Source organism: Cellulomonas sp. KH9, assembly GCF_900114185.1.
In the GTDB taxonomy this organism is placed as follows: Bacteria; Actinomycetota; Actinomycetes; order Actinomycetales; family Cellulomonadaceae; genus Cellulomonas.
Genome location: NZ_FOSE01000004.1, coordinates 53,944 through 73,191 on the forward strand (window position 1 = coordinate 53,944; position 19,248 = coordinate 73,191).

20 protein-coding genes are annotated in these 19,248 nt (G+C 74.1%); 14 read left to right on the top strand and 6 right to left on the bottom strand.

Features of this window, described 5'->3' with window-relative positions; all coding sequences use genetic code 11:
- Positions 1-19 precede the first annotated feature (19 nt).
- Complete coding sequence (locus BMZ16_RS13045; protein ID WP_089801220.1) at positions 20-619, bottom strand: TetR/AcrR family transcriptional regulator; 600 nt, start codon at positions 617-619, stop codon at positions 20-22.
- 168 nt (positions 620-787) lie between these two features.
- Between BMZ16_RS13045 and BMZ16_RS13050 the strand changes: the two genes are divergently transcribed.
- From BMZ16_RS13050 to BMZ16_RS13065, 4 genes are read left to right on the top strand one after another with little or no spacing between them, the layout of a single operon-like run.
- Positions 788-2,527: a glycoside hydrolase family 13 protein gene (locus tag BMZ16_RS13050; protein WP_089801222.1), complete on the top strand. Its 1,740-nt coding sequence runs from the start codon at positions 788-790 to the stop codon at positions 2,525-2,527.
- Between the two features lie 43 nt (positions 2,528-2,570).
- Complete coding sequence (locus tag BMZ16_RS13055) at positions 2,571-3,134, top strand: hypothetical protein (RefSeq protein ID WP_143082835.1); 564 nt, start codon at positions 2,571-2,573, stop codon at positions 3,132-3,134.
- On the top strand, positions 3,131-4,225 hold the full coding sequence (locus BMZ16_RS13060; protein ID WP_089801226.1) for an OmpA family protein: 1,095 nt from the start codon (positions 3,131-3,133) through the stop codon (positions 4,223-4,225). Before BMZ16_RS13055 ends, BMZ16_RS13060 begins: the two co-directional genes overlap by 4 nt.
- A 60-nt stretch (positions 4,226-4,285) precedes the next feature.
- Positions 4,286-4,867 (top strand): pyridoxamine 5'-phosphate oxidase family protein, encoded by a 582-nt coding sequence (locus BMZ16_RS13065; RefSeq protein ID WP_089801228.1) that lies wholly within the window; start codon positions 4,286-4,288, stop codon positions 4,865-4,867.
- Positions 4,868-4,894: 27 nt separating this feature from the next.
- On the opposite strand, the gene BMZ16_RS13070 is transcribed toward BMZ16_RS13065, so the two are convergent.
- From BMZ16_RS13070 to BMZ16_RS13080, 3 genes are read right to left on the bottom strand one after another with little or no spacing between them, the layout of a single operon-like run.
- The gene (locus tag BMZ16_RS13070; protein ID WP_089801230.1) at positions 4,895-5,917 is read right to left on the bottom strand and encodes an NAD(P)/FAD-dependent oxidoreductase; all 1,023 of its coding nucleotides are present in this window, start codon (positions 5,915-5,917) and stop codon (positions 4,895-4,897) included.
- 3 nt (positions 5,918-5,920) lie between these two features.
- Positions 5,921-6,445: an isoprenylcysteine carboxyl methyltransferase family protein gene (locus BMZ16_RS13075; protein ID WP_089801232.1), complete on the bottom strand. Its 525-nt coding sequence runs from the start codon at positions 6,443-6,445 to the stop codon at positions 5,921-5,923.
- A gap of 4 nt (positions 6,446-6,449) precedes the next feature.
- A complete protein-coding gene (locus tag BMZ16_RS13080; RefSeq protein ID WP_089801234.1) occupies positions 6,450-7,529 on the bottom strand; it encodes a type III polyketide synthase in 1,080 nt (359 codons plus the stop codon).
- A 56-nt stretch (positions 7,530-7,585) separates the two neighbouring features.
- Here BMZ16_RS13080 and BMZ16_RS13085 point away from each other — a divergent pair, with 56 nt between their 5' ends.
- The 4 genes from BMZ16_RS13085 to BMZ16_RS13100 all read left to right on the top strand — a co-directional run bounded on the left by BMZ16_RS13085 (position 7,586) and on the right by BMZ16_RS13100 (position 10,678).
- Positions 7,586-8,476 carry a UbiA family prenyltransferase gene (locus tag BMZ16_RS13085; RefSeq protein WP_089801237.1) on the top strand — a complete coding sequence of 297 codons (891 nt, stop codon included), beginning with the start codon at positions 7,586-7,588 and terminating at the stop codon, positions 8,474-8,476.
- 95 nt (positions 8,477-8,571) lie between these two features.
- Complete coding sequence (locus BMZ16_RS13090) at positions 8,572-9,060, top strand: hypothetical protein (protein WP_143082836.1); 489 nt, start codon at positions 8,572-8,574, stop codon at positions 9,058-9,060.
- Entirely contained in the window at positions 9,057-10,160 is a 1,104-nt protein-coding gene (locus BMZ16_RS19815) for an OmpA family protein (RefSeq protein ID WP_089801240.1), read from the top strand. Before BMZ16_RS13090 ends, BMZ16_RS19815 begins: the two co-directional genes overlap by 4 nt.
- Positions 10,157-10,678, top strand: a complete 522-nt coding sequence (locus BMZ16_RS13100) for a hypothetical protein (protein WP_089801242.1) — start codon at positions 10,157-10,159, stop codon at positions 10,676-10,678. The genes BMZ16_RS19815 and BMZ16_RS13100 overlap by 4 nt, the downstream gene beginning before the upstream one ends.
- A 7-nt stretch (positions 10,679-10,685) precedes the next feature.
- Here the strand turns inward: BMZ16_RS13100 and BMZ16_RS13105 are convergent, their stop codons facing one another.
- Complete coding sequence (locus BMZ16_RS13105; RefSeq protein ID WP_089801245.1) at positions 10,686-11,327, bottom strand: AMIN-like domain-containing (lipo)protein; 642 nt, start codon at positions 11,325-11,327, stop codon at positions 10,686-10,688.
- A gap of 377 nt (positions 11,328-11,704) precedes the next feature.
- Between BMZ16_RS13105 and BMZ16_RS13110 the strand changes: the two genes are divergently transcribed.
- The 6 genes from BMZ16_RS13110 to BMZ16_RS13135 all read left to right on the top strand — a co-directional run bounded on the left by BMZ16_RS13110 (position 11,705) and on the right by BMZ16_RS13135 (position 18,322).
- Positions 11,705-13,573 carry an acetolactate synthase large subunit gene (locus BMZ16_RS13110; RefSeq protein WP_089802052.1) on the top strand — a complete coding sequence of 623 codons (1,869 nt, stop codon included), beginning with the start codon at positions 11,705-11,707 and terminating at the stop codon, positions 13,571-13,573.
- 16 nt (positions 13,574-13,589) lie between these two features.
- Positions 13,590-14,114, top strand: coding sequence for an acetolactate synthase small subunit (ilvN, locus tag BMZ16_RS13115; RefSeq protein ID WP_089801247.1), 525 nt, complete (start codon positions 13,590-13,592; stop codon positions 14,112-14,114).
- Positions 14,115-14,174: 60 nt separating this feature from the next.
- Positions 14,175-15,203 (top strand): ketol-acid reductoisomerase, encoded by a 1,029-nt coding sequence (gene ilvC / locus BMZ16_RS13120; RefSeq protein ID WP_089801249.1) that lies wholly within the window; start codon positions 14,175-14,177, stop codon positions 15,201-15,203.
- A 224-nt stretch (positions 15,204-15,427) separates the two neighbouring features.
- Entirely contained in the window at positions 15,428-15,979 is a 552-nt protein-coding gene (locus BMZ16_RS13125) for an ASCH domain-containing protein (RefSeq protein WP_089801251.1), read from the top strand.
- 53 nt (positions 15,980-16,032) lie between these two features.
- Positions 16,033-17,097: a 3-isopropylmalate dehydrogenase gene (locus BMZ16_RS13130; protein WP_089801253.1), complete on the top strand. Its 1,065-nt coding sequence runs from the start codon at positions 16,033-16,035 to the stop codon at positions 17,095-17,097.
- Positions 17,098-17,215: 118 nt separating this feature from the next.
- Positions 17,216-18,322: a branched-chain amino acid aminotransferase gene (locus BMZ16_RS13135; protein WP_089801255.1), complete on the top strand. Its 1,107-nt coding sequence runs from the start codon at positions 17,216-17,218 to the stop codon at positions 18,320-18,322.
- Between the two features lie 72 nt (positions 18,323-18,394).
- Here BMZ16_RS13135 and BMZ16_RS13140 read toward each other — a convergent pair whose 3' ends face one another.
- On the bottom strand, positions 18,395-19,006 hold the full coding sequence (locus BMZ16_RS13140) for a DUF6069 family protein (RefSeq protein ID WP_089801257.1): 612 nt from the start codon (positions 19,004-19,006) through the stop codon (positions 18,395-18,397).
- Between the last annotated feature and the right edge of the window lie 242 nt (positions 19,007-19,248).

Here is a 19,248-nt window from a genome sequence, read left to right on the forward strand (position 1 = left end):
CTCGGTCGAGGCCCTGTCGTCAGCCGGCGGCAGGGTCGGGGGTGGCCAGCCGCAGCGTCTGCCGCACGATCGTGGCGAGCACGTCGTCCGGTGTTCCCGGCTGGGAGCGGACCAGCGCCACGAGCCCGTGCACGAGGACGACGAACGTCTCGCGCACGTGCGCGATCTCGATGGCGTGCCGGGCCGCGTAGGCGGGGATGGTGGTCTCCTCGAGGGTGTCGACCACCGCCTCGATCGCGCGGTCGAGGTACTGCTGGGACGTCGCGACGTCGTCGAACCGGGGCGCCGCGGGTGTGCCCTCGGGGCGCACGTGGCGCCGCACGAGGGCGATGGCTCCGAGGACGGCCCCGTCGATGTCGCCGGGGCGCCGGGCGGCGTCCCACCGGCGCACGTCGGCCGCGAAGTCGGCGATGGACGCGTCCACGACCTGCTCGACGAGCGTGTCCATGTCGCCGACGTAGTGGTAGACGAGGCCGCGCGTGACGCCGACGCGGTCGGCGACCTGCTGGAAGGTCGTCGCGCGCACGCCCTGCTCGGCGAACAGGGCACGTGCGGCGCGCACGATCTCCTCGTGCCGGACCGCGGGCGGCTTGACGCTGCGGCGGTTGTCCTTCGTCATGCCTCCACACTATTGACACTTCGTCAATAGTCGATGGGTCGGAGGTCCCGGTGAGACGTGCGGGCTGCACCGTGCACTGCACGGTCCGCCGGACGGGCGTCACACGCGGCGGGGTCGCGCGATCCGTGCGACGGTCGGAGGGACCCCCAGCGAAGGAGAGCGGCACCCATGACCTTCACCGTCGACGACGCCCCCTGGTGGACCGGCGCCGTGGTCTACCAGATCTACCCGCGGTCCTTCCAGGACTCGGACGGTGACGGCATCGGCGACCTGCGGGGCGTGCTGCAGCGCGTCGACCACCTGGCCGAGCTGGGCGTCGACGTCGTGTGGTTCTCGCCGGTCTACCGCAGCCCGCAGGACGACAACGGCTACGACATCAGCGACTACCAGGACGTCGACCCCCTGTTCGGCACGCTGGAGGACCTCGACGAGGTGGTCGCGGCCCTGCACGCCCGGGGCATCAAGGTCGTCATGGACCTGGTGGTCAACCACACGAGCGACGAGCACCCGTGGTTCGTGGAGTCGCGGTCGTCCACCGACAACCCCAGGCGCGACTGGTACTGGTGGCGTCCGGCCCGTCCCGGCATGCAGCCGGGCACGCCCGGAGCCGAGCCGACCAACTGGGGCTCGTTCTTCTCCGGACCCACCTGGGAGTACGACGAGGCGACGGGCGAGTACTACCTCCACCTGTTCAGCCGCAAGCAGCCCGACCTCAACTGGGAGAACCCGCAGGTCCGCCAGGCGGTCTACGCGATGATGCGCTGGTGGCTGGACCGGGGGGTCGACGGCTTCCGCATGGACGTCATCAACCTCATCTCCAAGGTGGTGGACGAGGACGGCACCCTGGCCGACGGGCCGGCCACGACCGGGGCGCTCGGCGACGGGTCCGGCCAGTACATGCACGGTCCGCGTCTCCACGAGTACCTGCAGGAGATGCACCACGAGGTCTTCGACGGACGTCGTGACGGCCTGCTGCTGGTGGGGGAGACGCCGGGGGCCACGGTGCACGACGGCGCCCTGTTCACCGACCCCGCGCGGCGCGAGCTCGACATGGTGTTCACGTTCGAGCACGTCGGGCTGGACCACGGGCCCGGCGGCAAGTTCGACCCCCGGCCGCTGGACCTGCGCGACCTCAAGGCCGTGCTGGGGCGTTGGCAGGCGGGGCTCGCCGACGTCGGCTGGAACGCCCTGTACTGGGACAACCACGACCAGCCGCGGATCGTGTCGCGGTTCGGCGACGACGACGCGTACCGCCGCGAGTCGGCGACGATGCTGGCCACCGTGCTGCACCTGCACCGCGGCACGCCGTACGTCTACCAGGGCGAGGAGCTCGGGATGACGAACGCGCACCTCACCTCGCTCGACGACTACCGGGACATCGAGGCGCTCCGGTACGTGCAGGAGGCCCGCGAGCTGGGCAGCGCGAGCGACGACCAGCTGCTGGCCGGGCTGGCGGCGATGAGCCGCGACAACGCGCGCACCCCGGTCCAGTGGGACGCGTCGCCGCAGGCCGGCTTCACGACCGGGGAGCCGTGGCTGCCCGTCAACCCGAACCACCGGCACGTCAACGCCGAGGCGGAGCGCGCCGACCCCTCGTCGGTCTTCCACCACTACCGCCGGCTGATCGCGCTGCGGCACGAGGACGCGACGGTCCGGCTCGGCGACTTCACGATGCTGCTCCCGGACCACCCGCACGTGTACGCGTTCACGCGCGCGCTCGACGGGGACGCCCTGCTCGTCCTGGGGAACTTCACGGGCGAGGAGCAGACGGTGGACGTCGACGGGCTCTGGGACGGCGCCGAGGTGGTGCTGGGGAACGTCGCCGAGCCGGCCGTGCCCCGAGACGGCCGCGTGCGGCTGGCGCCGTGGGAGGGCGTCGTCCTGCGTCGCGCTGCTGCGTCCGGGTGACCGGTGCGGGCGCCCGGTAGCCGACCTGCTACCGTCACGACCCGTGCGAAACGGGACGAAGAGCGCAGGTGGGCCCCGCGGGGTGCTGGTCGGGGCGGCGCTCGTCGCGGCCGTGGCCCTGGCGGGGTGCACCGGGGACGACGCCCCGGCTCCGACGGCGGGCCCCACCGGGTCGACCGCGGGCCTGGTGTCGGTCGGTGACGGCGAGGCGGTCGTCGAGTTCACCGCACCCGGCACGTACAGCTACGGGGGCGACGTCCGCGTCGCCGTGCAGCCCTTGACGGTGGAGGGACGCACGATGGAGCTGCGGGTCACCCTCACGCCCCTGGGCGGTGACGACGAGGCCGACGACGACAGGATCTCGGTCTTCGCCATGCTCGACGGCTCGCCCGTGCTCAGCGACATCGAGCGGCTCACCCAGTACAAGGTGATCGGGATCCCGAACGACACGATGGAGACGGACCCCGTGGCCGCCCAGACCGTCGTCGACCAGCCGGTGCTCTACCAGGCGTGGTTCCCGGCCCCCGACGAGGACGTCGACGTGCTCGACCTCGTCCTGCACCCGTCGTGGCCGACGGTCACCGACCTCCCGGTGACGCGAGGATGAGCGTGCGCCGCGCGGGTCTCGTGGTGCCCGTCGTCGCGGTGCTGCTCACCGCCGCCACCCCGGCGTCGGCGCCGGTGCTCACCGTCGACGACTTCCCCGCCGTGACGCAGGACGCGCTCGAGCGGGCCGTCGTCCGGCTCTCGGACGAGAGCCTGGACAAGGCGGTCCTGGACTTCTCCGAGGACGCGCGGATCCGCCCCCTCGCCGGGACCGAGACGCAGGGCGAGCAGACCGTCGTCACGCTCGCCACCGACATCCTCTTCGCCGTCGACGACGCCACCGTCCCGCCGAGCGCGACCGACGAGATCGCCGCCCTGCTCGCGGACGTGCCGGACGGGGCGGCGCTCGCGGTCGAGGGTCACACCGACTCCGTCGCGTCCGACGCGCACAACCAGGACCTCTCGGACCGGCGGGCCACCGCGGTCGCCGACGTGGTGCGCACCGCGCGCCCGGACCTGGCCGTCACCGCGACGGGGTACGGCGAGACCCGGCTCAAGGTGGAGGAGAGCGGCGACGACGTCGCCGAGGACCGCGCGCAGAACCGCCGGGTCGAGCTGCGGTACGACGCCGTGGCAGCGGCCCCGAGCCCCACCGCGCTCGCCACGCCCACCCCGCTGGTCCCCGCGCCGTCACGCACCGGCACCACCCCCGCTGTCCGGGGGCCGGCCGCCGAGGCGACGGCCGTCGCGCAGACCCGGGTCCCCGCTCCGGGGTACCCGGGGCTCGACCTGGTCGTGGGCGTCGAGGACGTCCGCGTGCGGGGGGCCGTCACCGAGCTGTCGCTCCTCGTCGAGCTCGCGGGTCCGGGCGTCGCCGCGATCGACAGGCCGGGGCTGTTCGGTGCGCTCGACCAGACGTCGTGGGACGTGACCCTCGTCGACCGCGCCGGGCTCCTCCAGTACCCCGCGCTGACCCTCGTGTGGGGCGTCATCGAGTGGGAGGGCGAGGGGGACGTCGTCAGCTCCGACATCTCCTCCGTCCACCGGTTCGTCGTCACCTTCCCGCGCCTGCTCGCGGAGGAGGGGACCGTGGACGTCGTCCTCGACCCCGCCCTGCCGGTGATCGCGGACGTCCCCGTCACACGCGAGTGAGCGCGTCCGGCCCCCGGGACGCACCGGCGCGCACCGGGCGATCTCGGGCAGAGTGACCCGATGGCACAGGTGCACGAGCAGATCACCGACCGGATGCGCGCCTGGCTGCTGGCGCAGCACGTGTTCTTCGTCGCGACCGCGCCGAGCGGGCCCGACGGGCACGTCAACGTGTCGCCCAAGGGCGTCGGCGGCACGTTCGCGGTGCTCGACGACCGCACGGTCGCGTACCTCGACCTCACCGCTTCGGGGTCGGAGACCATCGCGCACCTGCGCCAGAACGGCCGCATCACGCTGATGTTCTGCGCGTTCGACGGCCCGCCGGACATCGTGCGGCTGCACGGCCGCGGCCGGTTCGTCACGCTGTACGACGAGGGGTTCGACGACCTGCTCGCGCGGTTCGACGGCGGGCTGGACGAGTCGCGCGGGGTGCGCGCCGTCGTCGTGGTGGACGTCGACCGCGTCTCCGACTCGTGCGGGTACGGCGTGCCCCTCATGGACTACCGGGGCGAGCGCGACCTGCTGCCGCCGTACATGGCCCGCAAGGGCGCCGACGGGCGCGCGGCGTACCGCCGGCTGAAGAACCGCACCAGCATCGACGGGCTGCCGGCGTTCGACATGGACCCGGAGCCGGACCTGGCCTGACCCTCGCCGACCCGCCCGCGCGCCGGGTCAGCGTGCCAACCGCTCGACGACGGCCCCGAAGACGCCGGGCAGGCGCCGCGCCGTCGGCACGAGCGCCCCGCGCAGCGGCGACGACGCCCACGCGACCAGGCCCGACGTCAGCACCCGGTAGTCACGGGTCGCCGCCCACCAGGCGCGCTCGTACCCCGCGGGGTCGTCCAGCGTCGCGACGGCCGCGCGCGCCTGCGCGAACCCCACGCGCAGGCCCTCGCCGGTGAGGGCGTCGACGTAGCCCGACGCGTCGCCGACCAGCCGGACCGGTCCGGCCGTGCGGCGCGTGCTGCGCTGCCGCAGCGGGCCCGCCCCCCGGACGGGGCCGGCGGTCGCACCGTCGAGCCGCTCGGCGAGCTCGGGCAGCGCGGCGAGCGCCGCGGTCAGGTCCGCCCCGCGCGGCCCCAGCAGCGCCACCCCGACGAGGTCCGGCGCCACGGGCGTCACGTACGCCTCCGCCACGGGCGACCAGTGCACCTCCACCAGGTCGGTCCACGGCGCGAGCCGGTAGTGCCGACGCAGCCCGTACCGGCGGCGGCCGGGGCGTGCCGTCGCCGGCGCCTCCAGGCCGAGGCGCCGCCGCACCGTCGAGTGCAGGCCGTCGCACGCGAGCAGGTACCGCGCCGAGACGCCGCCGGCGACGACGCCCCCGGGCACGGTGCGGACGTCCTCCACGCGCCGCGCGACCGTCACCGCACCCAGGTCGGCAGCGCGCTCGCGCAGGGCGTCGTGCAACGTCGTGCGACGCACGCCGCGCCCGGCCGTGCCGCGGAACCGGTGGTCGACGTGCCCGGCGGGGGAGCGGTAGCTGATGCCGGTGATCGGGTGCCCCGCGGGGTCGACGTCCCACTCCCGCAGCAGCGCCATCGCACCGGGCATGAGGCCCTCGCCGCACGCCTTGTCGACGGTCCCCGGGCGGGGCTCGACGACGACGACGTCGAGCCCGTGGCGCCGCGCCTCGATCGCCGCCGCCAGCCCCACCGGGCCGCCGCCGACGACGAGGACGTCGGTGTCGGCCACGTGTCAGGCGGTCACGGTCGCCGCCTGCAGCGCGCGCTCCTCCGCCGGGATGCGGAAGCGCAGCAGGAGGACGGCGTTGAGCACCGTGAACACCAGGGCCGTGACCCATGCGGTGTGGACGAGCGGCAACGCGATGCCCTCGACGACGACCGCCACGTAGTTGGGGTGCCGGAACCAGCGGTACGGGCCGCGGTCCACCAGGGACAGGCCCGGGACCACGATGACGCGGGTGTTCCAGCGCGGCCCGAGCGTCGCGATGCACCACCAGCGCAGCGCCTGGCTGGCGACGACCAGCGCGAGGGCCGGCCAGCCGAGCCACGGCAGGAACGGCCGGTCGGCCACGAGCACCTCGACCACGCACGCGACGAGCAGCGCCGTGTGCAGGGCGACCATCGCCGGGAAGTGTCCCAGCCCGCTCTCGACGCCGCCGCGCTCGATCGACCACCGCGCGTTGCGCTGCGAGACCACGAGCTCGAGGAGACGTTCCACGGCCGTCAGGCCGACGACCACGAAGTAGAGGGTGAGCACGTCGTCAGCCTTCCGTCGAGGACCATCGCAGGAGCACCGTCTCGGCACTCACACCGGGACCGAACGACACCAGCACACCCGCCGACCCGGGCGGGGCGCCGTCGCGCAGCGTGCGGTCGAGCACGTCCAGCACCGACGCGGACGACAGGTTGCCGACCGCGGCCAGGGACGCGCGGCTGGCGTCGAGCGCCTCGGGCGCCAGGCCCAGCGCGTCGCCCACCGCGTCGAGGATGCGCGGCCCGCCCGCGTGCACGACCCAGCGCGTCACGTCGTCGACCTTCAGGCCGTGGGCCGCGAGCAGGCCCTCCACGTCCGCGCCGACCTCCGTGCGGATGACGTCCGGCAGCGCGGACGACAGCACGATGCGGAATCCCGACGACCCGATCTGCCAGCCGAGCGCACCCTCCGTGCCGGCGTACAGGCGGCTGCGGGTCGCCACGACCTGCGGTCCGGCGGCCGTCGGGGCGGCGGGGTGCGCCTCGCCGACGACCACGGCGGCGGCTGCGCCGTCGCCGAACAGGCCGCTCGCGACGAGCGACGCGGGGCCGCGGTCGCCGTGCTGCAGCGTCAGGGAGCACAGCTCGAGGCACACGAGCAGCGCGGTGTCGTGCGGGTGGCCCGCGAGGTAGTCGTGGACGCGGGCGAGGCCCGCGGCGCCGCCGCCGCAGCCCCAGCCGAACGACGGCATCCGGCGGACGTCGGTCCGCATGCCGAGCCGCCGGACGAGCGACACGTCCACGGACGGCGCGCCGATACCCGTCACGGACGTGAACAGGATGAGGTCGACCTCGTGCGCGGCGACGCCCGCGCGGGCGAGCGCGTCGGCGGCCGCACGCTCGGCGAGGTCGGTGCCGACACGCAGGTACAGGTCGTTCGCGTGGCCGAAGTCGCGGATCCCGGCGTACTCCTCCGGGGCCAGCGCCAGGTGCCGCGTCGCGACGCCGCTCGCCGCGTGCACGCGCCGCAGCAGGCGGGCGGCGGCCGCGTCCGAGCCCGTGACCAGCGGGGCGACGATCTCGCTGATCGTGCCCTGGTCGTGCGCCGGTCCCGGCAGAGCGGGGGCGACGGCCACGACACGCGACATGTCCGGAATCGTGCCACGCCCTCCGGCCGACGGCGCGGGGAGGCTACCGTCGCCCCGTGCCCGACACCTCGACCGACCCCGGCCGTGCCGCGGGACGGCCGCGCGCCGGGCGCCGTCTCACCGCCCTGCTGCTCGCGTCCCACCTCGGCCCGACGGTCGTCGTCACGGCACTGTGCACGGCGCTCGCCGTCGCCGTGGGTGCGCCCGCCGGCACGGTGCTGCTGGTGCTCGGCACCGTCCTGGCGGGCCAGCTGTCGATCGGCTGGTCGAACGACTGGCTGGACGCCGCGCGGGACGTCGCCGTGGGCCGTGCGGACAAGCCGGTCGTGTCCGGTGGTGTGACCGCGAGCGGGCTGCGGACCGCCGCGTTCGTCGCCGTCGCGGCGAGCGTCGCGCTGTCCGTGCCGGCCGGCGCCGCGGCCGTCGTCGCGCACCTGGTGGTCGTCGCGATGGGCTGGGCCTACAACCTGGGGCTCAAGTCGACCGTCGCCTCGTGGCTGCCCTACGCGGTGGCCTTCGGTGCCCTGCCCGCGTTCGTCGTGCTCACGCTGCCCGGCGACGCACGGCCGGCGGGCTGGCTGGTGGCGGTCGGCGCGCTGCTGGGCATCGGTGCGCACCTGGCCAACGTCCTGCCGGACCTGGACGACGACGCCGCCACCGGGGTGAGCGGGCTGCCGCACCGGATGGGGCGCCGCGCGACCGCCGTCCTGGCACCGGCGACCCTCGCGGTGGCCGTCGGTGTGGCGGTCGTCGGTCCGCCCGGGCCACCCCGCGGCGCGACCGTCGTCGTGGGCGTGCTCGCGGTGGCGGTGGCGTGCGTGGCGGGCGTGGTCGCCGTGGTGCGGCCGCGCAGCCGCGCGCCGTTCCCGCTCGTCATGCTCGTCGCCGCGCTGTGCGTGGGCGCGCTCGTCACCACCGGGCTCGAGGGGGCGGTGGTCCACCCCTGATCGGGTGGCGCCGTCGCCCGGCCGGGTGACGGGTCCGTCGGCCGCGGGGGTCGGCGTGTAGCGTGACCGCCGCGATCCCGGCGAAAGGTGCGTGCGTGAGGCGGAGTGTCGTGCGGGGCGCGGGGCTGGGTGCCCTGCTGCTGCTCGCCGGGTGCACGGGCGGTACCCCCGCGGACGTGGGGGACCCCGTCGTGGAGTTCACGGCGCCCCAGGGTCGCCGGTACGACGGCGAGGTGCGTGTCGCCGTGCACCCGCTGCACGTCGAGGGCGACGCGATGGAGCTGCGGCTGACGCTGACGCCGCTCGGCGGCGACGAGGCGCTCGACCACCGGCCGATCCGCGTCGACCAGCTGCTCGACCGCACCCCGGTCCTGAGCGACGTCCGCACGCTCACGACGTACGACGTGCTCGGGGCGCCGTCCGAGCCGCGGCACACCGCGATCCTGGATGCGGAGACGGTCGTGGGCGAGCCGGTCGTCTACCAGGCGTGGTTCGCCGCGCCCGGCGACCAGGTGCAGACCCTGGACCTCGTCGTCGACCCGTCCTGGGGGTCGGTCGCGCGCGTGCCGGTGGTGCGACGGTGAGGCGCCGGCACCTGGTCGCGGCCCCGCTGTGCCTGCTGCTGGTCGCGGCAGCGCCGACACCGCCGGGGCCCATGAGCCTCGGTGAGCTGCCCGCCGTCACGGCGAAGGTGCGCGAGAAGTCCGTGCGGGTCGGCGACCCGGAGAGGTTCCGCTTCTCCGCGGACGACTACAGCGGTCTCTCCCTGCGCGTCACCCCTCTGGCGACGCGGGACGAGGAGGACGGGGAGACGGTCGTGGCGCTCGCGGCCGACCTGCTGTTCGCCGGCGACGACGCGTCGCTCTCCGACGCCGCGCGGGCGGAGATCGGCCGCCTGGTGTCCGACGTCCCTGACGGCGCCGAGGTCGCCGTCGAGGGGCACACCGACTCCGTCGGCACGCCGGAGCGCAACCAGGCGCTGTCGGAGAGCCGTGCCGCGGCCGTCGCCGACGCCGTGCGCTCCGTGCGCCCCGACCTCGCCCTGACGGTCGTCGGGTACGGCGAGGCGCGCCCCGCGGTCGAGGAGCTCGGCGACGACGCCCCCGAGCAGCGCGCGACCAACCGGCGCGTCGAGCTGCGGTACCGGTCCGTCGCCGGTGCCACGCCGACGCCCACGCCCGAGCCGGTGCGCGCGCCGCCGCCGCGCCCGGCGACGTCGGCCCACGTCCTGCCGCTGCCGACGGACGCCGTCACGAGCGACGAGGTCCGCTTCCCGGCCGTCACGGTCGCAGGTGCCGAGGTCGTGGTCGGCGTCGAGGAGCTGGTCGTGCGCGGTGCCGTCACGCAGCTGTCGCTCATCGTCCGGCTCGAGGGCGCCGAACGCCCCGCCGCGGACCTGCCCGACCTGCACGAGGCCCTCGACGAGGGCTCGGGGAGCGCCGCTGTCGCGTGGGACCCCGTCCTGGTCGACCGCGAGGGGCTGCTGCGGTACGGCGAGGTCCGCGTCCGGCGGCTCGCGGACGCGTGGGCGGGGGAGGGGCAGCAGGTGGGGACGCGGTTGTCCGCCCCGCGGCGGTTCACGATCAGCTACCCGCGGCTGGTGGGCGATCCCTCCGCGGTGGACGTGGTGCTGGGCGACGGGCTGCCCGTCATCACCGGGGTCGACGTGGAGGTGGAGCGATGAGGCGCGGCGGCCGGATCGTGCGCCTCGTCGCCGCGGTGGTGCTCGTCGCCGGGTGCACGGGCGCCGAGCGCGACGAGCCGGCCGTCCCGGTGGCGTTCGACGGTGAGGTCGTCACGGCGGGCGACGGCGGCGGGGTCGCCGAGCTCACGGTGCCGGGGTCGGGCCGCTACCCGGGTCGCACGCGGATCGCGGTGCAGGCGCTCGTCGTCGACGGACCGGTGATGGAGCTGCGTGTCGCGTTCACGCCGCTCGGCGGCGCGGGCGCCGACCCGGACGAGCGGATCCCGCTGGACGCCATGCTCGACCGCGACCCGGTGGTCGGCGACGTCACGTCGCTGGTGCGGTACGAGGTGCTGGACGACTGGCACACGGACGCGGTGCGGGCCGAGACCGTGAAGGGTCGGCCCGTGCTGTACCAGGCGTGGTACACCGCGCCCGAGGTGCGCGTCGAGGCGCTCGACGTCGTCATGGGGCCCGAGGGCCCGACGTTCCGCGACGTGCCCGTCACCTACCGCTGACGCCGGCTCAGTCCTGGACGTCGACGACGACCCGGACGGGGTCCTGCAGGAGCGTGACGCGGACCGGCCGCGGCCCGTCGTCCACGCCGACGAACGACTGGGTCATGCCCTCGAAGGTCAGCGGGCGCACGACCTGCTCGATGTGGCCGTCGTCGGGGCGCACGTCGCCGGCGTGCTCCTGCGCGCCGCCGTCGACCGGGTAGGTGGTCCCGATCAGCCGGACCTGCAGGATCCCGTCCCCGTCGACCTGGCGGACCGCGCCGCTCGGGTCCTCGACGGCCCGGTCGACCCAGCCGACGCGGTAACCGGGCGTGCCCTCGCCGCCCGCCAGCTCGTAGACGACGCGGTCGTACCCGGGGTGCTCGCCGACGCGGACCTGCGTGACGACGTAGCCGGTGGCGTCCCCCTCGTGCGTGAGCTCGGTGCCCGGGGGTGCGAAGGCCGTCCCGGCGGGATCGGTCGTCGGCGGCGCCACGGTGGTCGGTACGGGGGTCGACGGGGGCGCCGGCGTGGTGCCGGCGCCGGGTGCGGCGGTCGCGGACGGCGGCGTCGCGGAGGGCCTGGGCGCGACGTCGCGGGCGCACGCCGTCAGCGTCACGAGCGTCGCGACGACGGTGGCGACGACCAGGCGGCGGTCCGGTGCGACCATCGGGTGCTCCTCGTCGTGGGGGCCGTGGGCTGCCCTCACCGTAGGACGGGGCCCTGCCGCGACGCCCAGGAGCAGGTCAGGACACGCCGACGGCCATGACGCGTCCATGAAGCGGACACGTGAACCAGCATGTGAGACGCACGGAGAGGGATGTGACACGGGCGGGCGGCGGGCGTATGGTCGCCCGTGTGCAGACGATCCTCGTAGTACTTCCTGAGCGCGCCGGCTGACGCCACCCGCACAGGTCGCTCGTCGCGCGCGCTCGCCCCTCGTCCATCCCGGTGCCCGGGTCGAGGGGCTTTTTCGTGCCCGGCGTCCGCCCGGCGCAGCACCCGCACCGGACGACCCCACCCGCACTCGACCCGCAGGAGACGACGATGGTCCAGGGTCCGCACCCCGCACCCCCGCGCACAGCCGTGCGCCCCGTGCGCCCCGCCACCGAGGCCGCGCCCCGCGCCGCCGAGGCGGCGGCCGCCGCACCCCGGCAGGTCGGGCCCGAGCGGGTCACGGGGGCGCAGTCGATCGTCCGCTCGCTGGAGGAGGCGGGGGCCGAGGTCGTCTTCGGCATCCCCGGTGGCGCGATCCTGCCGACGTACGACCCGCTCATGGACTCGAGCCGCGTCCGGCACATCCTCGTGCGCCACGAGCAGGGCGGCGGGCACGCCGCGGCCGGCTACGCCTACGCGAGCGGCAAGGTCGGCGTGACCATGGCGACGTCGGGACCGGGGGCGACCAACCTGGTCACCGCCATCGCGGACGCCAACATGGACTCCGTGCCGATGGTCGCGATCACCGGTCAGGTCGGCGCCTCGATGATCGGCACGGACGCGTTCCAGGAGGCCGACATCGTCGGCATCACGCTGCCGATCACCAAGCACAACTACCTCGTCACCGACCCGGACGACATCCCGCGCACGATCGCCGAGGCCTTCCACATCGCCTCGACCGGCCGTCCGGGCCCCGTGCTGGTCGACATCGCCAAGTCCGCGATGCAGGCGACGACGACCTTCTCGTGGCCGCAGGACATCTCGCTGCCCGGGTACCACCCGGTCACCAAGCCGCACGTCAAGCAGATCCGTGAGGCGGCCCGGCTGCTCGCGACGTCGCGCCGGCCCGTGCTGTACGTCGGCGGCGGCGTCATCCGCGCGGGCGCGTCCGACCTGCTGCGGCGCCTGACCGACCTGTCCGGCGCCCCCGTCGTCACCACGCTCATGGCGCGTGGCGCGCTGCCCGACTCCCATCCGCAGCACCTGGGCATGCCCGGGATGCACGGCACCGTCGCGGCCGTCGCGGCACTGCAGAAGGCCGACCTCGTGGTGGCCCTCGGCGCCCGCTTCGACGACCGGGTCACCGGTCTGCTGTCGTCGTTCGCGCCGAACGCCACGGTCGTCCACGCGGACATCGACCCGGCCGAGATCGGCAAGAACAAGCGAGCCGACGTGCCGATCGTCGGTGACCTGCGCGAGGTGATCGCCGACCTGCTGCCCGAGCTCGAGCGCGAGCAGGCCCAGCACGGACGCCCCGACCTCGAGGCGTGGTGGCAGCAGCTCGACGCGTGGCGGGAGACCTTCCCGCTCGGGTTCGACGAGCCGTCGGACGGCCACCTGGCCCCGCAGCACGTCATCTCGCGGATCGGCGAGATCTCGGGCCCCGAGTCGATCTACGTCGCGGGCGTCGGTCAGCACCAGATGTGGGCGGCGCAGTTCATCAAGTACGAGCGGCCGGGCGCCTGGGTGAACTCCGGCGGGCTGGGCACGATGGGCTTCTCGGTGCCGGCGGCCATGGGGGCGAAGGTGGGCGACCCGTCGCGCACCGTCTGGGCCATCGACGGCGACGGCTGCTTCCAGATGACCAACCAGGAGCTGGCCACCTGCACGATCAACGAGATCCCGATCAAGGTCGCGGTGATCAACAACAGCTCGCTGGGCATGGTCCGCCAGTGGCAGACGCTGTTCTACGAGTCGCGCTACTCCAACACCGACCTGCACACGGGCCACGGCACGGTGCGCGTCCCGGACTTCGTCAAGCTCGCGGACGCCTACGGGGCCGTGGGGCTGCGGTGCGAGACGAGGGCGGACGTGGACGCCACCATCCAGCGCGCCATGGAGATCGACGACCGTCCCGTGGTCGTGGACTTCACGGTGTCGCGCGACGCGATGGTGTGGCCGATGGTGGCCGCCGGTGTCAGCAACGACGCCATCCAGTACGCGCGGGGCATCAGCCCCGCGTGGGACCGCGAGGACTGAGGAAGGTAGAAGAGCGATGACCCGCCACACCCTGTCCGTCCTCGTCGAGAACAAGCCCGGCGTGCTCACGCGCGTCGCCGGCCTGTTCGCCCGGCGCTCGTTCAACATCCACTCGCTCGCCGTGGGCCCCACCGAGCACACGGAGATCAGCCGCATCACGGTCGTCGTCGACGTCGACGCGCTCCCGCTGGAGCAGGTGACCAAGCAGCTCAACAAGCTGGTCAACGTCATCAAGATCGTCGAGCTCGAGGACGCCGCGTCCGTCCAGCGCGAGCTGCTGCTCGTCAAGGTCAAGGCCGACGTCACCCAGCGCACCGGCGTCCTCGAGGTCGTCCAGCTGTTCCGTGCCCACGTCGTCGACGTGGTGCCGGACACGGTCGTCATCGAGGCGACCGGCGGCCCGGGCAAGCTCGACGCGCTGCTCGCCGCCCTGGAGCCGTTCGGCATCCGTGAGATCGTGCAGTCCGGCACCGTGGCCATCGGTCGCGGCTCCCGCTCGATCACGGACCGCGCGCTCGAGCGCGTGAGCCGCTCGGCCTGACGGCCCCCACCCGCTCGCACCATCCGCACGCTTCACCCCCCACACCGAGGAGAGTCCACCGTGGCTGAGCTGTTCTACGACGACGACGCCGACCTGTCGATCATCCAGTCCAAGAAGGTCGCCGTCATCGGCTACGGCAGCCAGGGGCACGCGCACGCCCTCAACCTGCGCGACTCCGGCGTCGACGTCACCGTCGGCCTGCGCGAGGGCTCCTCGTCGCGGGCGAAGGCCGAGAACGAGGGCCTGAAGGTCGCCTCCGTGACCGAGGCCGTCGCGGGTGCCGACGTCGTCGTGATCCTCGCGCCGGACCAGGTCCAGCGCATCGTCTACCGCGACGAGATCGAGCCGAACCTCAAGGACGGCGCGGCCCTGGTCTTCGGCCACGGCTTCAACATCCGCTTCGGCTACATCAAGCCCGCTGCGGACCACGACGTGCTCATGGTCGCCCCCAAGGGCCCGGGCCACCTCGTCCGTCGCGAGTACGCCGACGGGCGGGGCGTCCCGGTCATCGTGGCGGTCGAGCAGGACGCGTCCGGCGCGGCGTGGGACCTCGCGCTGTCGTACGCCAAGGCGATCGGCGGCCTGCGCGCCGCCGGCATCAAGACGACGTTCACCGAGGAGACCGAGACCGACCTGTTCGGTGAGCAGGCCGTCCTCTGCGGCGGTGTCTCGCAGCTGATCCAGTACGGCTTCGAGACGCTGACCGAGGCGGGCTACCAGCCCGAGGTCGCGTACTTCGAGGTGCTGCACGAGCTCAAGCTGATCGTCGACCTCATCTTCGAGGGCGGCATCACCAAGCAGCGCTGGTCGGTCTCGGACACGGCCGAGTACGGCGACTACGTCTCCGGTCCGCGGGTCATCACGCCCGAGGTGAAGGAGAACATGAAGGCAGTCCTCGCGGACATCCAGAACGGTGCCTTCGCCGAGCGCTTCATCGCGGACCAGGACAACGACGGCGTGGAGTTCGCGGAGCTGCGCGAGAAGGGCCAGAACCACCCGATCGAGCCCGTCGGCCGCGAGCTGCGCAAGCTCTTCGCGTGGGTCAAGCCCTCGGACTCGGACTACCAGGAGGGCTCGGCGGCGCGCTGACTCCTCGACACGGTCGTGAGAGGTCGATCCAGCCCCGTGCTGGATCGACCTCTCGCGTTCCGGGGGTCGACGGGCCGCTCGGCTGCGTGGCGCTCACCGTGGCGTGCGGGCCGATCGGGCCGGCGCCGGGGCGGTGTCCCGTCGTGTGGGTGCGGCGGGACGGGACATGGGGGAGGATCGCCGCGCGGGTGCGGTGAGCGACGCCCGACGACGAGAGGTGGACGATGACCGAGCAGCAGCCCACGGCGCGTGCCGAGGCCGGCACGCAGGACACGCGGATCACGGACTTCTGGGACGCGGCGCGCGGCCACCTCGGCTGGGGCAAGCTCGACGCGGTCATGGGGGAGTCGGTGGACGGCGCCGTCGCACCGCCGGCGTGGTCGTTCGGCGACGACGCCCGCCTCGCGGACGAGCTGCTGGCACAGGTGCTCGACGGCCGCAAGACGGCCACGTCCACCGCGATGGCGGAGCTGACCGCGTCCGGTGAGCCCCTGCCGCGCGTCGGCGACGTGTCGATCGTGCTCGACTCCGCGGGTGACCCGCGTGCGCTGCTGCGGACGACGGACGTCGAGGTCGTGCCCTTCGACCAGGTGAGCGCCGAGCACGCCGCGGCCGAGGGTGAGGATGACCTGTCGCTGGAGTCGTGGCGGCGGGAGCACGAGGTCTACTGGCGTCGCGTGCTGGGCGACGCAGGGTTCTCCCCGGCGATGGACGTGGTGACCGAGCGGTTCGAGCTCGTCTACCCTCGGACCGGACCCACGCCGCCGGTCGACTGATCGCCAGGTGAGACGCGCATCCCGAGGCGTGGACGCGACGCTAGGGTGAGCGCATGACCGACACCACCCCGTCCTCCACCCTGAACCTGGCCGTCGTGGCCGGCGACGGCATCGGGACGGAGGTGGTCGAGCAGGGCCTGCTCGTGCTGGAGCAGGCGCTGCACGGCACGGGCACCACCGTGCGCACCACGGACTTCGACCTCGGGGCGCGCCGCTGGCACGCCACGGGTGAGACGCTGACCGACCAGGACCTCGCCGCCATCCGCACCCACGACGCGATCCTGCTCGGCGCGATCGGCGACCCGAGCGTCCCGTCCGGCGTCCTCGAACGCGGTCTGCTGCTCACGCTGCGCTTCGCGCTCGACCACTACGTGAACCTGCGTCCGGGCAAGCTGTTCCCCGGTGTGACGAGCCCGCTGGCGAACCCGGGCGACGTCGACTTCGTCGTCGTCCGTGAGGGCACCGAAGGTCCCTACGTCGGCAACGGCGGCGCCATCCGCGTCGGCACGCCGCACGAGGTGGCGAACGAGGTCAGCGTGAACACCGCGTTCGGTGTGGAGCGGGTGGTGCGCGACGCGTTCGCGCGTGCCACGGCCCGCCCGCGCAAGAAGCTCACGCTGGTGCACAAGCACAACGTCCTCGTGCACGCGGGGCACCTGTGGCGGCGCACGGTCGAGGCGGTCAACGCCGAGTTCCCCGACGTCACCGTCGACTACCTGCACGTCGACGCCGCGACGATCTTCCTGGTGACGGACCCCGCGCGGTTCGACGTCATCGTCACTGACAACCTCTTCGGCGACATCCTCACGGACCTCGCCGCGGCGATCACCGGCGGCATCGGCCTGGCCGCCTCGGCCAACATCAACCCCGACCGCACGGCGCCGAGCATGTTCGAGCCCGTCCACGGCTCCGCACCGGACATCGCGGGCCAGGGCAAGGCCGACCCCACGGCCACGGTGCTGTCGGTCGCGATGCTGCTGGACCACGTCGGGCAGGCCGACGCCGCCCGGCGGGTCGAGGCCGCGGTGGCCGCCGACCTCGCCGAGCGCGGCGCGAGCGAGCGAGTACGGTCGACGGCCGAGGTGGGCAAGGACCTCGCCGCCCGCGTCGCCGGCTGACGCCCTGCGGGGCCCGGGCCGGCCGGCGCGTCCGGCGGTCCGCAGGCGGCGCCTGCACCTGTCCTCCCGGCCGTCCGCACCGGTACCGTCGACGTCGACCCTGGTGAAAGGCCCCCTGATGAGCACCCTGACGACCCCTTCGTCCGAGATCTTCCAGCTCCACCGCACCGACACGCCCGTCCCCGACGAGCAGCGCGCGGCCGCGCTCGCGTCGCCGCGGTTCGGCACGGTCTTCACCGACCACATGGCGCGCATCTCCTGGACCCACACCGACGGGTGGACCGGACGCCGCGTGGAGAAGTACGGGCCGCTGCAGCTCGACCCCGCGACCGCGGTCCTGCACTACGGCCAGGAGATCTTCGAGGGCCTCAAGGCGTACGCGCACCCGGACGGCAGCGTGTGGTCCTTCCGTCCGGAGGCCAACGCCGCACGCTTCGCGCGGTCGGCGCGGCGGCTCGCCCTGCCGGAGCTGTCCGAGGCGGACTTCCTCGGGGCGATCCGCGCCCTGGTCGAGGTGGACCGCGCCTGGGTGCCGACGGGGGAGGAGGCGAGCCTCTACCTGCGTCCCTTCATGTACGCCTCCGAGCCGTTCCTCGGTGTGCGGGCCTCGCTGCAGGCGGAGTTCCTCGTCATCGCCTCGCCCGTCGGACCGTACTTCCCGGGCGGCGTGAAGCCGGTGTCGATCTGGGTGTCGCGCGACTACCACCGTGCCGGTGCCGGTGGCACGGGCGCGGCCAAGTGCGGCGGCAACTACGCCGCCAGCCTGCTGCCGCAGCAGGAGGCGTACGCCAAGGGCTTCGAGCAGGTCTGCTTCCTCGACGACCGGACCGGTACCCAGCTCGAGGAGCTGGGCGGCATGAACGTCGTCGTGGTCCACGCGGACGGCTCCGTGGTGACCCCCGCGGTGTCCGGCACGATCCTCGAGGGCGTGACGCGCTCGTCGATCCTCACGCTGCTGCAGGAGGCGGGGCACGAGGTCGCCGAGCGGCCCGTGCTGCTCGACGAGCTGCGCCAGGGCCTCGCTGACGGCAGCGTCACCGAGGTGTTCGCGTGCGGGACGGCGGCCGTCATGACGCCGATCGGGCGGCTCGCGAGCGACGACTTCGACCTCGTCGTGGGCGACGGCCAGGCCGGGCCGGTGACGATGCGCATCCGTCAGCAGCTCACCGACGTCCAGTACGGGCGTGCCGCCGACACGCACGGCTGGATGCACCGCCTGGTCTGACGGACCCGGACCCGCACGAGGGGTGCGCACCCGCCCGGGTGCGCACCCCTCGTCGTCCGCGGCTGCCGCGCGTCAGGCGGCGACGCGCCGCACGGTCCAGCCGAGCACGCCGTTGAGCAGCGACCAGACGGCCACCCCGGTGAGCAGGTTGACGATCCCGGAGGCCAGGGCGGACCCGACCTGGTCCGTCCACGTCAGGGGCAGGAGCGTCGCTACGACCGTGGCCAGCCCGACGATCCAGCCGAAGAACGCCCGCGGCCGCGGTGTGGTCAGCACGAGCAGCTGGAGCAGGGCGGCCGCGGCGACCGCGCTGAGCACGCCACCGAGCACGTAGGCGCTCATGGCCGACCCGGTGCCGAACGGGTCGCGGAACACCAGGTCGATGCGCAGGATCTGCTCCAGCACGATCACACCGACCACACCGACGAGCGCCGCGACCAGCGCCGTGGCGGCGGCGCCGGCCCAGAAGCGACCCGTCTCGACCGTCAGGCGCGTCTCGACGCGCGTCCCGCCCGCCGCACCGGCCACGGGGCCCCCGGCCGCGGGTACCGTCCCCGCGGGCACCGTCCCCGCGGGCACGGCTGCCGGGGCCACGCCGGGCGGCGGGGCGGTGGCAGCGGGGGGCACTGCCGGGTAGCGGCGGGTCGGCTCGTCCTGCGGCCGTTCCGGAGGGGGGATCGACATCGTCGGCTCCTGTCTCGCACGGGACGTCGGGACGCGCGGGCGCGTGACGTCCCGGCACACGCTAGCGATGCGCTGCCCGTTCGGCACCGGATCGTCCCGGTTCGGGGTCCCCGGGGCCTGCGGACCACTCGTCCGCATGATGGACGGGGTGCCGCGCGCCACCCGGCTGTGCCACCATCACCCTGTGACCCGCTTCACGCTCATCATCGCCTAGCGCGTCGGCCCACCCGCCGACGCGCAGA